The 13,450-nt window shown below is 62.7% G+C and carries 13 protein-coding genes and 1 pseudogene; 8 read left to right on the forward strand and 6 right to left on the reverse strand.

Going from position 1 to position 13,450, the window contains the following annotated elements; genetic code table 11:
- Positions 1-18: 18 nt before the first annotated feature.
- The 3 genes from CGA22_RS26140 to CGA22_RS26150 form a co-directional block, all read right to left on the reverse strand.
- Entirely contained in the window at positions 19-360 is a 342-nt protein-coding gene (locus CGA22_RS26140; RefSeq protein WP_041020142.1) for a hypothetical protein, read from the reverse strand.
- Between the two features lie 251 nt (positions 361-611).
- Positions 612-911: a chorismate mutase gene (locus CGA22_RS26145; RefSeq protein ID WP_041020137.1), complete on the reverse strand. Its 300-nt coding sequence runs from the start codon at positions 909-911 to the stop codon at positions 612-614.
- 131 nt (positions 912-1,042) lie between these two features.
- A complete protein-coding gene (locus CGA22_RS26150) occupies positions 1,043-1,288 on the reverse strand; it encodes a hypothetical protein (protein ID WP_317451665.1) in 246 nt (81 codons plus the stop codon).
- A 207-nt stretch (positions 1,289-1,495) separates the two neighbouring features.
- Here CGA22_RS26150 and CGA22_RS26155 point away from each other — a divergent pair, with 207 nt between their 5' ends.
- Entirely contained in the window at positions 1,496-3,262 is a 1,767-nt protein-coding gene (locus CGA22_RS26155) for a S8/S53 family peptidase (protein ID WP_041020136.1), read from the forward strand.
- Between the two features lie 27 nt (positions 3,263-3,289).
- Here the strand turns inward: CGA22_RS26155 and CGA22_RS26160 are convergent.
- The 3 genes and pseudogenes from CGA22_RS26160 to hpaA form a co-directional block, all read right to left on the reverse strand.
- Positions 3,290-5,031: pseudogene (locus CGA22_RS26160) on the reverse strand (OPT family oligopeptide transporter).
- Between the two features lie 152 nt (positions 5,032-5,183).
- Positions 5,184-5,606: a homoprotocatechuate degradation operon regulator HpaR gene (hpaR, locus tag CGA22_RS26165; protein WP_041020135.1), complete on the reverse strand. Its 423-nt coding sequence runs from the start codon at positions 5,604-5,606 to the stop codon at positions 5,184-5,186.
- A 150-nt stretch (positions 5,607-5,756) separates the two neighbouring features.
- The gene (gene hpaA, locus CGA22_RS26170) at positions 5,757-6,662 is read right to left on the reverse strand and encodes a 4-hydroxyphenylacetate catabolism regulatory protein HpaA (RefSeq protein WP_041020140.1); all 906 of its coding nucleotides are present in this window, start codon (positions 6,660-6,662) and stop codon (positions 5,757-5,759) included.
- A 184-nt stretch (positions 6,663-6,846) separates the two neighbouring features.
- Here hpaA and CGA22_RS26175 point away from each other — a divergent pair, with 184 nt between their 5' ends.
- The 7 genes from CGA22_RS26175 to hpaH all read left to right on the forward strand — a co-directional run bounded on the left by CGA22_RS26175 (position 6,847) and on the right by hpaH (position 13,448).
- Positions 6,847-7,524, forward strand: coding sequence for a fumarylacetoacetate hydrolase family protein (locus CGA22_RS26175; RefSeq protein ID WP_041020134.1), 678 nt, complete (start codon positions 6,847-6,849; stop codon positions 7,522-7,524).
- Positions 7,521-8,291, forward strand: coding sequence for a fumarylacetoacetate hydrolase family protein (locus CGA22_RS26180; protein WP_041020133.1), 771 nt, complete (start codon positions 7,521-7,523; stop codon positions 8,289-8,291). The genes CGA22_RS26175 and CGA22_RS26180 overlap by 4 nt, the downstream gene beginning before the upstream one ends.
- 5 nt (positions 8,292-8,296) lie before the next feature.
- Positions 8,297-9,757 carry a 5-carboxymethyl-2-hydroxymuconate semialdehyde dehydrogenase gene (gene hpaE / locus CGA22_RS26185; RefSeq protein WP_041020132.1) on the forward strand — a complete coding sequence of 487 codons (1,461 nt, stop codon included), beginning with the start codon at positions 8,297-8,299 and terminating at the stop codon, positions 9,755-9,757.
- Between the two features lie 249 nt (positions 9,758-10,006).
- Positions 10,007-10,864: a 3,4-dihydroxyphenylacetate 2,3-dioxygenase gene (gene hpaD, locus CGA22_RS26190; RefSeq protein ID WP_041020131.1), complete on the forward strand. Its 858-nt coding sequence runs from the start codon at positions 10,007-10,009 to the stop codon at positions 10,862-10,864.
- Between the two features lie 24 nt (positions 10,865-10,888).
- Positions 10,889-11,281, forward strand: a complete 393-nt coding sequence (locus CGA22_RS26195) for a 5-carboxymethyl-2-hydroxymuconate Delta-isomerase (protein WP_041020130.1) — start codon at positions 10,889-10,891, stop codon at positions 11,279-11,281.
- Positions 11,282-11,329: 48 nt separating this feature from the next.
- A complete protein-coding gene (locus CGA22_RS26200; RefSeq protein ID WP_041020129.1) occupies positions 11,330-12,634 on the forward strand; it encodes an MFS transporter in 1,305 nt (434 codons plus the stop codon).
- Positions 12,635-12,644: 10 nt separating this feature from the next.
- Positions 12,645-13,448, forward strand: a complete 804-nt coding sequence (hpaH, locus tag CGA22_RS26205; protein WP_041020128.1) for a 2-oxo-hept-4-ene-1,7-dioate hydratase — start codon at positions 12,645-12,647, stop codon at positions 13,446-13,448.
- Positions 13,449-13,450 lie beyond the last annotated feature (2 nt).

Here is a 13,450-nt window from a genome sequence, read left to right on the forward strand (position 1 = left end):
AAGTGTCTATCCGTCGAATCAGATGCAGTCTTCTGCGGCGCGCTCGAAACTCGACGGCAGCAGGTTCGAGGCCAGCAGGTGCCGCTCATAGATGAACACCTTGCCGCCGTTCCCGGCCTTGTAGGCCTCCAGCACGTTGTCCGCGGAGACTTTGCTCGGCACGACGATCCGGTAGCTGCGCTGGGTCTGTGAGACCATCGGGTTCAACTGACTGTCCTGCAATTTCGGTATGACGCACTCGGCATACTCGGCCGGGGTCTTCTGGGTCTGCAGGGTCAGCGTCGGATCGTTTGGCGCGGAGGCACAACCGGCGAGCAGCAAAGAGGCAAACGCCATGACAGGCACGAATAAAAAGCGCATCAGTTTCATCCCGAAAATAAAAAGGGTCAGACTCGTATGACGACGGAAGGCTGTTGCGTCATGTCTGGAGCCACCTGTTCGATGGGTGCAATTGTCCAATGACTGGCGACAAAGCAGAACATGCGTTTAGTGATGGTCACTATTACTTCTAACGATAGTTGCGTGCCTTACGGGGTCAGGCACGCGTGCCTCGGTGTCGCGAAGCCGGGATTCCAGCCTCGCTGAACATGGTCATGATGAAGCGGATGGCGTCAGGACTGGGCTGTCAGGGCCGAGTGGGTCTTCAATTCTTCGTCAATGAACGCAGCGATCATGGCCCGATAGACCCGCTCCACGACATCAGGCGAGGCACCGGCTTCGTTCGCAAGCCCGCGCACTTTGGTGATGACCTGCTCGACCCGCGCCGGTGCGCGCACATCGTCGGTGGTTTTCTTGAAGGCTGCCGCCTGCGTGACGAAGTTGCCGCGCCGGGCCAGGAGCGCAACGACCTGGCGGTCGATCTGGTCGATCTGCTGGCGGACTTCTTCGATTGATGTACAGCGTAATTCCATTTTGAGTATCTCCTTTCAAGTAACGGCAATGTGTATGGGCGGTTGCGATATGGCGGCATATTCGAGATAGATGCAAGCAGAGCCGCCGCCATCGCGAGCAGGCTCGCTCCCACAGGGTGTTCCGGGGAACATCAGAGCTTTGGGATAATACCGGTGGCCTCGGCAATCGTTGCCAGCACCTCTTCCATCCCCGCGATGTGATTCTGAAGGTCGACAAAAGACTGATGGACCGCTTCGTCGACGTCTACGGTTTGCTGTCCACGAAGCGCTATCACCCTGCGCAGTTCCTTTTCCTGAAGTTCGTTCACGCTTTCGCGCAACGTCAGGAGCTGGTCGAATATCTGTGCGACTTTGGCTTTGCTATCGACGTCCATCATCTCCAACCCAATCTCTCGATGAATGCGCCCCAGGGACACGCGACCAGGATGCCGGGGCACTGAGATGTTGGCGCACAGGCTGTGGGGTGATCAATGGACACCTGAACACGCCGAGGAGTTTCGGTCCGGCCAGGGCCGGTCTTCCTTGGAACGTAACGATGGCAAAGACAGTCGGAGCAATCAGGCCCTTGGCAAAGAAATCGTCCCATGCCCTTACGATCAGCCGTCCTCGCTGCGCTATTCACCCTGGCGACTGGCACAACCGCCGATGCACAGGAACCGCTACGCCTGGAAAACCTGAAGCGCTGCGGCAATCTTCTGGAAAACCAGCGCCAGGACTGGTGCCTGACGGTGCGCGGGTTGGACGATGGCGTGCCGCAATTGAAGCTGGGTAACCGAGCGATCCCCCCGGACGCTGTCCAGCGCGAGGGACAGCACCTGCGCTTGCAACTGGACAGCGCCGACTACCAGAGCGGCCCTCTCTGGCTGGAGGATGGCCCACGCACCAGCAACGCCGCCTGGCTGACCTTGCGCAACAGCCACGTACTGGCCGCCGGACCGGACGAAGTGGCGAAGAACATGGACGGGCTGACCACTTACGTCAATCTGGTCAGCCTGCTGATCGAGGAAGATCGCGACGGCCCTCAGGAAGCCGAGCGCCTTGCCGGCAAGTACGGCGCGACTGTGGTCGGCAGCATTGCCCCTTTGAACCTTTATCAGCTTCGCCTGCCGGCCACGGACCTGATGCAGCGTGACGCACTGGTGCTGCGGCTGGGCAGTGAAACCAGTGTGGATGCGGTGGTGATCGAGGAGTCCGCGGCGGAAGAAACCGAGCAATCCGCCGCTCGGCCTGAAGAACCGAAGAAACCGGCGCAGGACTCCGACGAATGGGCCGCGAACCGCTTTCTCGATGCGGTGCACTACTACCAGCGGCGCATCCCCGGACAGCAGGCGCCCATCCGGCCGCAACCCGTGCGTATCGGCCTGATCGAGCGCGACGTGGATTTCGACACCGCGGATTTTGCCGACTACCTCGGTGCCTGCTCGGTACCGCGCACCTGTGTCTACGCCCGCGATGCCGGCGCCCCGGACGATCATGGCACCACCGTCGCGGGCATCCTCGCCGCGCGCTGGAACGACGGTGGCAACACGGGTTTTCTGCGCGGCCTGGATAAGGCCAGCGGTGGCTTCGAGGTCATCGTCGAACGTAATTCCGATGCCGGGATTACCGCCAATATCGCCGCCTCGGTCAACCTCGTGGAGGATGGCGTACGCGTACTCAACTGGAGCTGGGGTATCCACCGGGTGGGCGCCAAGGACGTCAAGGGGGACGATGTGGATTCCCTGCTGCGCTCGGGCATCGCCATGAGCGGCTACGAGGAACTGCTGGAGGAATTCTTTCTCTGGCTGCGCAAGGAGCACCCCGACGTGATCGTGGTGAACTCCGCCGGCAACGGCTCCTCGTTCTCGGGCAGCGATGAATACCGCCTGCCCTCCTCCTTCATCACCGAGCAGTTGCTGGTGGTCGGTGGTCACCAACGCAGCGAGCGTGCCGGAGTCGCGGTCGACGATCCGGCCTATGCGGTCAAGCGCAGCTCTTCGAACATCGACATGCGCGTCGACATCACCGCCGCCGCTTGCACTCACGCCTCGACGCCCGGTGCAGGCCAGGACGGTGCGGTGCATTGCGGCACCTCCTACGCCACGCCCATGGTCGCAGGCCTGCTGGCGGCAATGCTGTCCATCAACCCGCAACTTCAGCCCGAGCAATTGCGCACGCTGCTGCGCCGCAGCGCCCTGACCATCGGCGACAACCACGACTTCGAACGGATGGACGCGGAAGACCTCACCGCCCCCATCCTGCCGTCGGAGCGCCGCTACCAGCTCAATGACAAGGACGTGGGGCGCTCGGCGCGGTTGGACATGCAGAAGGCATTGGACCTGGCGGTGGAAAGTCGCGAGCGGGTACGTTGACTATCCGCGTATGCCATGCTCGGTGAATCACCCACTCCCTAGCATCTGCCACAACGACGCGCCCACCCCGGTCATGCTCTCCCCGGCAATCAACCCCGCCGCCGCGGTGATTGCGAAGCGCTCCGTGAGGCTCGACCAGCGACAGCTCACCGCCCAGGTGAGTACCGCGCCGAGGGCCATCATCCATGACACCGAGGCCGGCAGCACGAACGCCAGGCCCAGGGCTGCGGTGCTCGGCAGGTACCGGGCCCGATGCTCGGGCAGCAAGCTGTCGAGCACGCCCAACAGCACGCCGGCCAGGCCACCGATGAAGATCGCCCAGCGGATGCTCGGCGATAATGACTCCAGCCCTTGGGTCAGGGTTTGCGCCACGGCTTTCCAGGTGGCCACCGCCGGGGCCGGCCATTCTTCGGAGAGCAGCATGGCTTGAGGGTCCGGGATCAGGGCCAGATAGGCCAATACGCCGACGATGCTGCCGACGAAAATACCCAGGGTCTGGGCGACCAACTGCTTGCGCGGCGTCACACCAATGGCCCGGCCGACCTTGAAATCGTTCATCAAGTCCGTGCACTGCCCGCCGAGCCACCGGCGGTGTTGGCACTCATCAGGTTGATCGGCACCTGCCCCGGCGCAACGATGCCGAAGCTCAACTGGGACAACTGTCCGATAGCGCCGATGGGCGGAATACCCGTGGCGCCGACGACCCGGGCGGCCACCGCCGCCAGGCAGATCGCCAGGGGTATGGTCAACAGCGCCATCCACGGGTTGATGCCGAACAACAGCGCCTGCAAGCTCACCACCAGTACGATGGACACCAAGAAGCCAACGGCAGGTCCGGCCTTGGGAACCACCCAGATCGCCCCACCGCCAGCCCGGGTAGTCTTGTGCAGAGCCCACAAGCGAATCCCCAGGGAAGCCAACGTCGAACAGACCATCAGGCTCACGCCTGGCCACAGCAACCACTCCACCAGCGCCGCGAACTGCGGACCCGTGCTGCCTTGCGACAATTGCACCAGACCCTGCTCCAGCAACCACGGCGCCAGCCCGCCCCACGCCAGCAAGGCGCCGAGCAGCAGGGTCAAACCAACGCGAATACCGATGATTCCGCCAAACCCCACCAGCAGCAGCGAAGGATCCGCGGTGAATGTCAGGCGCTCCAGTTGCGCGGTTGGCGACCAGCGCGGAAAAGCCCACATGAAGGTGTCCACCCACTTGACCACGCCGGACAACAACGCGGCGCCAAGCAATACCCTCAAGCGCGTCGCCGCTTCATGGCCTTGGTTGTAGATGTGCAACAGGGTTTCCAGGGTTGCCATGCCTTCGGGAAACTTCAGCGCCTTGTCGTTGAGCAGCGACGGTCGCAGATACCAGGCGATCCAGATGCCCAGGAAGCTTACCGAAAAGACCCAGGCGACCATGGGAATGGCATCCAGTTGTTGGCCGGTCAACAAGGTGTAGGCCGGAATCGGCGCGACCAGCCCGCCGGAAATGATCGAGGCCGCCGCGGAGGCCACCGTCTGGTTGATGTTGCTTTCGTGCAACGTCCAGGGCAGTCGCGCGGCTGAACGCCTGGCCAGGCCTTGCCAGATGCCATAGCCGATCAGTAAGGCAATGATCGACATGTTGAACGACCAGCCGATCTTCAACCCGGCGTAGACATTGGAGGGCGTCAACAGGATACCGATCACGATGCCGGTAACGACCGCGCGCACGCTGAGTTCCCGTTCGACCGGGGCATGGAGGGGCAGCGATGACGAGGTTTGAAGCATGCGAAATCCTTATCGGCAAGGAGACAGCGCGATCACTCGCCTAACAAGTGAGCGCTGCATTGGCGGAAGGTTCACAGTGTCGAGGGGCAGCTGTTCGCTGTTACCAGGAATGCGGGACGTCGCTCAGGGGCCGATAACGGCACCTCGCGGCGTCAAGGCTTGATGTTCTTCAGCTCATTGAGCAATGCCAGCAGTTGCTGCATCTTTTCCTCACCGAACTGCTCTTCGATCCGTCGATAGTTGCCTTCCATCCCCTCGCTCATGGACACGAAGCATTGCTGGCCGCGTTCGGTCAGGCCGACGAATACCCGACGCTGGTCCTGGCTGGACTTCTGCCGGCGCACCAGGCCGTCGCGCTCCAGGCGGCTGAGCACGCCGGTCATGCTCGGTTTGAGGATGCAGGCCTGCTGGGCGAGCTGGTGGCTTTCCAGTTCACCTTGCTGATGCAGGATGCGGATCACCCGCCATTGCTGCTCGGTGAGGTCGTGCTGGTTCAACGCCGGGCGGAAAAATGCCATGGCCGCTTCGCGGGCCTGCAGCAGGGTCAGCGTCAATGAAGGTCTGGGGTTGGCCATGTTCGGACTGCTTGGAATGGACGAGTGGGCAGCTTAGTGGCGCAGATAATTAGCTGCAAGAGCAAGCCGCTTGCTCAAATTTGCCACGGGTTTGTGGCGAGGGGATTTATCCCCTCGCCACAAAAGCTAGTGTTCCATCGAGGATAAATTTCAGCGCAACCCCGACTGCCGCTGGCGATACTCCCCAGGGGTGAGCTGAGCATAGCGCTGGAAAAACCGGCTGAAATAGGCCGGGTCCTTGAACCCGAGCTGGTAGCAGATTTCATTGGCCGAGCTACCAGTGAACAGCAACAGACGCTTGGCCTCTTGCATCAACCGCTCCATGATCAGCCGCTTGGAAGGCAGGTCCGCAATGCGCCGGCACACGTCGTTGAGGCGCGCCTCGGTCACCCCGATGCCCTCGGCATAGCGCGACAACGGCCAGTGTTGCAGGTAGTGCGCTTCGATCAGCTCGTTGAAGCGGTGAAAGATCTTCAAGTCCTCATGTCGCGCCGGCCGCGCTTCCAGAGAGTTGGAGCACAACCGCAACAGGCTGATCATGATCAGCCGCGTCAAGCCGTCCAGCGCCACGCTGCGCCCCGGCCGAGCGGCCGCCACCTCCGCGCTCAGTTCCTCGAACAAGTATTCCAACCGGCACACTTCCCCGGCCTGCTCCGGCCCCAACTGCGTCAGCGCCACACAGGCTGCCGGTAGCTGCACACCGGCCGGGGCGAGCCCGGGGTCGGCGTCGATCAACTGCCAGACCAACTGCTGGCGCACCGTCAGCACATGCCCGTCACTGTCGGCCTCGGTCACGAAGGAATGGGGAATGGTCGGCGGCGTGAGAAAGAACATCGGCCCGGATTCGACGTACTGCTGATCGTCCAGATACACCCGCACAGTACCGCTCTTGACGTAGTGCACCTGAAAGAACCGGTCATGGCGATGCACCGGCATGTTCCGGCCGAAAAAGCCGGCCAGGTTGGCGAGCCGGTCGTAGTGCACTTCGGCGTCGCTGTAGCGCTGGTCGTACACCTGGCCAATGTTGATGTTCGGGATCGGCTGACGATCGGTCATCACGCAGTACTCGTTTTTATGCTGATTCAGGCAGCGCCCGAGGCTCATCCTGCACCGAATCCGGGAAGGCAACCAGTGCCGGTCATTCTGTCACGCTTGACGATAGTTAACATCTTAATTATAACTGTTAACACATTAACAATATCGCAGAGCCCTCCTCCCTCTGCACCGCCAGGAGACAAGCATGAGCCGTGCCCTGCATGACGTCGCAACCGGCACCCTGTTCGGGGTCGCGCTGAACTACCAGGGGCTGCTGAAGCAGCGCCTCGCCGAGTTCGAGCAACCGCCCTACCAGAAGCCGCCGGTCAAGCCGGTGCTGTTCATCAAGACCCCCAACACCCGCAACCGGCACGACGCCGATGTGGTTCATCCCGGCCACGGCGAACGCCTGCAACCGGGCCCGGCCCTGGGTGTGGTGATGGGCAAATCGGCCAGCCGCGTCAGCGCCGCCGAAGCCTTGGACTATGTGGCCGGTTACACCGTCGTCAATGAATTCAGCCTGCCGGAAGACAGCTACTACCGCCCTGCCGTCAAGGCCAAGTGCCGGGACGGCTTCTGCGCCATCGGGCCGGAACTGGTGCCGAGCGCCAACGTGGCCGATCCCCACAGCCTGGCAATCACGCTGTACGTCAACGGCGAAGTACGGCAGCAGAACAGCACGGCCAATTTCGTTCGCGACATCCCCCAACTGATCGCCGAAATCAGCGAGTTCATGACCCTGCACGCCGGCGACGTGTTGATCACCGGCACCCCTGAAGGCCGGGTCGATGTGGTGCCCGGCGATCGCGTCGAAGTGGACATCGACGGCCTGGGTCGTCTCATCAACACCGTCGTGGCCGAGCAACCAGGAGCACGTTCATGAAGCATGCGCGCATTCGTTTCGAAGACCAGGTCCACGCCGTCATTGTCGAGGCCGGCAACGCCGTGCGCCTGGCCGACGGTCGCCTGCTGGCCGAAGATCAGGTCGAGTGGCTGCCCCCGGCCACCGGCAGCATGTTCGCCCTGGGCCTGAACTACGCCGACCACGCCGCCGAGCTGGCCTTCAAGCCGCCGACCGAGCCCCTGGCGTTCATCAAGTCCCCCGGCACCTACACCGGCCACAACCAGCAGACCTGGCGCCCCGACAATGTCGCCTACATGCACTACGAGTGCGAACTCGTGGCCGTCATCGGCAAAGCCGCCCGCAACGTCAAGCGCGAGGACGCCCTCGACTACCTGGCCGGCTACACGGTGTGCAACGACTACGCGGTCCGCGACTACCTGGAAAACTACTACCGCCCCAACCTGCGGGTGAAGAACCGCGATGCCACGACCCCCGTCGGGCCGTGGATCGTCGATGTCGCCGATGTGCCGGATCCGGCCAACCTGAAGCTGCGTACCTGGATCAACGGTGAACTGCGCCAGGAAGGCAGCACGAAGGACATGATTTTCGACATCCCCTACCTGATCGAATACCTGTCCAGCTTCATGACCCTGCAACCCGGCGACATGATCGCCACTGGCACGCCGGAAGGCCTGGCGGACGTGGTGCCCGGTGATGAAGTGGTGGTGGAAGTGGAAGGCGTCGGCCGCCTGGTCAATCGAATTGTCAGCGAAGCCGCGTTCTTCGCATCCCGTAAAGAGGCTTGAGCAACATGATCAAACACTGGATCAACGGCCGTGAGGTCGAAAGCAAAGACGTCTTCGTCAACTACAACCCGGCCACCGGCGAAGCCATTGGCGAAGTCGCCAGCGGCGGTGCCGAGGAAGTGGCCCAGGCCGTGGCCGCGGCCAAGGAGGCCTTTCCGAAGTGGGCCAGTACCCCCGCCAAGGAACGCGCCCGGCTGATGCGCAAACTGGGTGAACTGATCGATCGGGACGTGCCGAAACTGGCCGAACTGGAAACCCTCGACACCGGTCTGCCGATCCACCAGACCCGGAATGTGCTGATCCCGCGGGCCTCCCACAACTTCGATTTCTTTGCCGAAGTCTGCACCCGCATGGACGGTCACACCTACCCGGTCGACGACCAGATGCTCAACTACACCCTGTACCAGCCGGTGGGCGTCTGCGGCCTGGTGTCGCCGTGGAACGTGCCGTTCATGACCGCGACCTGGAAGACCGCCCCGTGCCTGGCCCTGGGCAACACCGCCGTGCTGAAGATGTCGGAGCTGTCGCCCCTCACCGCCAACGAACTGGGACGCCTGGCCGTGGAAGCGGGAATTCCCGACGGCGTGTTGAACGTGATCCAGGGCTACGGCGCGACGGCAGGCGATGCGTTGGTGCGGCACCCGGATGTGCGGGCGATTTCCTTTACCGGCGGCACCGCCACCGGCAAGAAAATCATGCAGACCGCCGGGTTGAAGAAGTATTCCATGGAGCTCGGCGGCAAGTCGCCGGTGCTGATTTTCGAAGACGCGGACCTGGAACGGGCCCTCGACGCGGCGCTGTTCACGATCTTCTCGCTGAACGGTGAACGTTGCACCGCCGGTAGCCGGATCTTCATCCAGGAAAGCGTCTACCCGCAGTTCGTCGCCGAATTCGCCGCCCGCGCCAAGCGCCTGATCGTGGGCGACCCACAGGATCCGAAGACCCAGGTCGGCTCGATGATCACCCAGGCCCACTACGACAAAGTCACCGGCTACATCAGGATCGGCCTCGAAGAAGGCGCCACCCTGCTGGCCGGCGGCCTGGAACGCCCGGCCAACCTGCCGGCGCACCTGAGTCGCGGCCAATTCATCCAGCCGACGGTGTTCGCCGACGTGAACAACCAGATGCGCATCGCCCAGGAGGAAATCTTCGGCCCGGTGGTCTGCCTGATCCCGTTCAAGGACGAAGCCGAAGCCTTGCAACTGGCCAACGACACCGAATACGGCCTGGCGTCGTACATCTGGACCCAGGACATCGGCAAGGCCCATCGCCTGGCCCACGGCATCGAGGCCGGCATGGTATTCATCAACAGCCAGAACGTCCGCGACCTGCGCCAGCCTTTCGGCGGCGTAAAGGGTTCCGGAACCGGGCGCGAAGGTGGACAGTACAGCTTCGAGGTGTTTGCCGAGATCAAGAACGTTTGCATCTCCATGGGTGGTCATCACATTCCAAGGTGGGGCATCTAAAACCAGCGATGCCCCCTGTGATGACCACACCCCCTGTGGCGAGGGGATTTATCGAAACGTCGCACCGCCCCGCTGGGCTGCGAAGCAGACCTCAAACCAGACACCTCGGTGTGTCAGGTTGATCGGGGTTGACTGATTCAGGGCCGCTTCGCGCCCCAGCGGGGATAAATCCCCTCGCCACAAAGGCTGTAGTTCATCAACCTAATGTGACCCTAGCCTCAACAAGAACAATTTTTCAGGAGAATCATCATGGGCGAAGTCGTCCTGGCTGCGAAGATCTGCCACGTTCCCTCGATGTACCTGTCGGAGCTGCCCGGCAAGCACCACGGTTGCCGCGCGGCGGCGATTGCCGGGCACAAGGAAATCGGCCGCCGCGCCCGTGAGCTGGGTGCCGACACCGCCGTGGTGTTCGATGTGCACTGGCTGGTCAACAGCGCCTATCACATCAACAGTGGCGAACATTTCAAGGGCATCTACACCAGCAACGAGCTGCCGCATTTCATCAAGAACATGGAGTACGAGTACTCGGGCGCGCCGGAACTGGGCGAGTTGATTGCCGCCGAAGCCAACGCCGTCGATGTCCGTACCCTGGCCCACAACATCCCCAGCCTGGAACTGGAATACGGCACGCTGGTGCCTATGCGCTACATGCACATGGATGTCCCGCCGGAGCAAAAACTCAACGTCGTCTCGATTGCCGCCTGGTGTGCCTGGCATCGCCTGCAAGACAGCTTCACTTTCGGCGCCGCCGTGCGCCGGGCCATCGAAAAAAGCGACCGCAAGGTGCTGGTGCTGGCGTCCGGTTCGCTGTCCCACCGCTTCTCCGATGATCGCAACGCCGAAGCCAACATCCATAACTGGACTCGGGAATTCGACAAACAGGTCGACCTGCATGTCGTCCAGATGTGGCGCGAGGGTCGCTGGAAGGAATTCTGCGCCATGCTCCCGGACTACGCCGAACACTGCTTCGGCGAAGGCAAGATGCACGACACCGCCATGCTCCTGGGGCTGCTGGGTGGGCCGGATTACGACAAGCCGGCGGAAATCATCACCGAGCCGTTCGGCAGTTCCGGCACCGGCCAGATCAACGCCATTTTTCCGGTTTGAACAGCCTGCGCAGGAGATCCGACGATGCCGCACTTCATTGCTGAGTACACCGACAACATCGAACAACAGGCCGACTTGCCCGGCCTGTTTGAAAAGGTCCACGCCTTGCTCGGCGACAGCGGCGTGTTTCCCCTCGGCGGCATCCGCAGCCGGGGGATGCGCCTGGACACCTGGCGCATGGCCGACGGCAAGCACGACTACGCCTTCGTGCACATGACGCTGAAAGTCGGCCACGGCCGCGACCTCGCAACCCGCCAGAAAGTCGCGCAGAACCTCTTCGAAGCGATCACCGCGCACTTCGCCGAACTCCAGGCCCAGCGCCTGCTGGCGTTGTCGTTCGAGATGATCGAACTGCACGAGCACCTCAACTTCAAGGCCAACAACGTCCACGCCTTCCTCAAGGCCCAGACGAGCTAAGCGCGCCTGACGGTTACCCATCGGCCCTCTGACAAAAAGTACAAGATCATGAGCACAGCCAATCCCGCTGGCACTGCCGGCGCCATCGCGCACGACCGCACCCACGCCACGATCACCTGGCGGCTGATGCCGTTGCTGCTGGTCTGCTATCTGTTTGCCCATCTGGACCGTATCAACATCGGCTTCGCCAAGATGCAGATGAGCGCCGACCTGCAGTTCAGCGACACGATCTACGGCTTCGGCGCCGGCCTGTTCTTCATCGCTTATGCGCTGTTTGGCGTGCCGAGCAACATGGCCCTGGACCGGGTCGGGCCACGCCGCTGGATCGCCACGCTGATGGTGGTCTGGGGCGCCTTGTCCACGGGCATGTTCCTGATTGACAGCGCCGCCGGTTTCTACGTGCTGCGCTTTCTGTTGGGGGTGGCCGAAGCCGGGTTCTTCCCGGGCATCCTGGTCTTCCTCAATCGCTGGTACCCGGCGCGCCGTCGGGCCCAAGTGACCGCTCTGTTCGCCATCGCCGTGCCGATGGCCGGGGTAATCGGCGGGCCGTTGTCCGGTGGAATCCTCGAACACTTCCACGATGTCGGCGGCCTGCGCGGCTGGCAGTGGATGTTCGTCCTCGAAGGGTTGCCAGTGATCCTGCTGGGCCTGGTAGTGCTCAAGTGCCTGCCGGACAATTTCGAGACGGTCGGCTGGCTCACGCCCGACGCCAAGCAGCAACTGCGCGAACAACTGAGTGTCGAGGAGCAGCGAAAATCCATCACCTCGTTCTCGGCGATCCTCAATAACCCGCAGGTCTGGTTGCTGGTGGCGGTGTACTTCGCTGTGATGCTGGCGGTAAACACCCTGGCGTTCTGGATGCCCACCCTGATCCACGGCGCCGGTATCGGCAGCGATGGCAAGGTCGGCTTGCTCAGTGCGGTGCCGTACCTGGCGGGTTGTTTCTTCATGATCGGCTGTGGCCGGTCTTCCGACCGTCACCGTGAACGCCGCTGGCACCTCTGCGTGCCGCTGCTGATGGCGGCGGCCGGCATCGCCATCGCCGGGCTCTCCCCCGGCAACCCGACGCTGGTGCTCGGTGGCCTGATCGTCGCCGGCATGGGCGCCAGCGCCGCGTTGCCGATGTTCTGGCAATTGCCGCCCGCCTTTCTCTCCAACAGTACCCAGGCCGCCGGGATTGCCCTGATCAGTTCCTTCGGCAGCATCGCCTCATTCTTCGCGCCCTACCTCATCGGCTGGATGCGGGACACCACCCAGAGCGCCAGCCTGGCTCTTTATGTCCTGGCGCTGTTCATCACCCTGGGTGGCCTGCTGGTGCTGCGCACCCGGGCCGCCATCGTCAATCCTCAGTAGGGACCTTGTCATGCTCGACCAAAGCCTCATCCAGCAAGCCGCCGCCCGCCTCGACCACGCCGAGCGCTCACGGGAACAGGTGCGGCAGTTTTCCCTCGATCACCCAGGCATTACCCTCGACGACGCCTACGCCATCCAGCGCGCCTGGGTGGCGCAAAAGATCAAGGACGGCCGCAAGCTGGTGGGCCACAAGATCGGCCTGACCTCCCGGGCCATGCAGGTCTCTTCGAACATCACCGAGCCGGATTACGGTGCGCTGCTGGACGACATGTTCTTCGACGAAGGCACCGACATTCCCTTCGAACGCTTCATCGTCCCGCGGGTAGAAGTGGAGCTGGCGTTCATCCTCGGCAAACCGTTGAAAGGCCCGAACGTGACGGTGTTCGACGTGCTGGACGCGACCGAATGGGTGATCCCGGCGCTGGAAATCATTGATGCACGGATCCAGCAAGTCGACCCGCAGACCCAGACCACCCGCAAGGTCTTCGACACCATCTCGGACAACGCGGCCAACGCCGGCGTGGTCATGGGCGGTCGTGCAGTGCGACCCACCGAGATCGACCTGCGCAAAGTGCCGGCGGTGCTCTACCGCAACGGCGTGATCGAGGAGTCCGGCGTTTCGGCGGCGGTGCTCAATCACCCGGCAAAAGGCGTGGCCTGGCTGGCGAACAAGCTGGCGACCTACGACGTCACCCTGCAACCGGGGCAGATCATCCTCGGCGGCTCCTTCACCCGCCCGGTGGCGGCCAACCCGGGCGATACCTTCCATGTCGACTACGACATGCTCGGTTCCATCGCCTGCCGTTTCGTCTGACT

The organism is Pseudomonas sp. PSB18, assembly GCF_014596565.1.
GTDB lineage: Bacteria > Pseudomonadota > Gammaproteobacteria > Pseudomonadales > Pseudomonadaceae > Aquipseudomonas.

Excerpts from the sequence above, each read along its gene's own strand:
- CGA22_RS26140 (WP_041020142.1), bottom strand. The coding sequence starts at position 360 with ATGCGCTTTTTATTCGTGCCTGTCATGGCGTTTGCCTCTTTGCTGCTC.
- CGA22_RS26180 (WP_041020133.1), top strand. The coding sequence starts at position 7,521 with ATGAAGCATGCGCGCATTCGTTTCGAAGACCAGGTCCACGCCGTCATT.
- CGA22_RS26155 (WP_041020136.1), top strand. The coding sequence starts at position 1,496 with ATGCCCTTACGATCAGCCGTCCTCGCTGCGCTATTCACCCTGGCGACT.
- CGA22_RS26200 (WP_041020129.1), top strand. The coding sequence starts at position 11,330 with ATGAGCACAGCCAATCCCGCTGGCACTGCCGGCGCCATCGCGCACGAC.
- CGA22_RS26195 (WP_041020130.1), top strand. The coding sequence starts at position 10,889 with ATGCCGCACTTCATTGCTGAGTACACCGACAACATCGAACAACAGGCC.
- hpaE (WP_041020132.1), top strand. The coding sequence starts at position 8,297 with ATGATCAAACACTGGATCAACGGCCGTGAGGTCGAAAGCAAAGACGTC.
- CGA22_RS26145 (WP_041020137.1), bottom strand. The coding sequence starts at position 911 with ATGGAATTACGCTGTACATCAATCGAAGAAGTCCGCCAGCAGATCGAC.
- hpaR (WP_041020135.1), bottom strand. The coding sequence starts at position 5,606 with ATGGCCAACCCCAGACCTTCATTGACGCTGACCCTGCTGCAGGCCCGC.
- CGA22_RS26175 (WP_041020134.1), top strand. The coding sequence starts at position 6,847 with ATGAGCCGTGCCCTGCATGACGTCGCAACCGGCACCCTGTTCGGGGTC.
- hpaD (WP_041020131.1), top strand. The coding sequence starts at position 10,007 with ATGGGCGAAGTCGTCCTGGCTGCGAAGATCTGCCACGTTCCCTCGATG.
- hpaH (WP_041020128.1), top strand. The coding sequence starts at position 12,645 with ATGCTCGACCAAAGCCTCATCCAGCAAGCCGCCGCCCGCCTCGACCAC.
- CGA22_RS26150 (WP_317451665.1), bottom strand. The coding sequence starts at position 1,288 with ATGATGGACGTCGATAGCAAAGCCAAAGTCGCACAGATATTCGACCAG.
- hpaA (WP_041020140.1), bottom strand. The coding sequence starts at position 6,662 with ATGACCGATCGTCAGCCGATCCCGAACATCAACATTGGCCAGGTGTAC.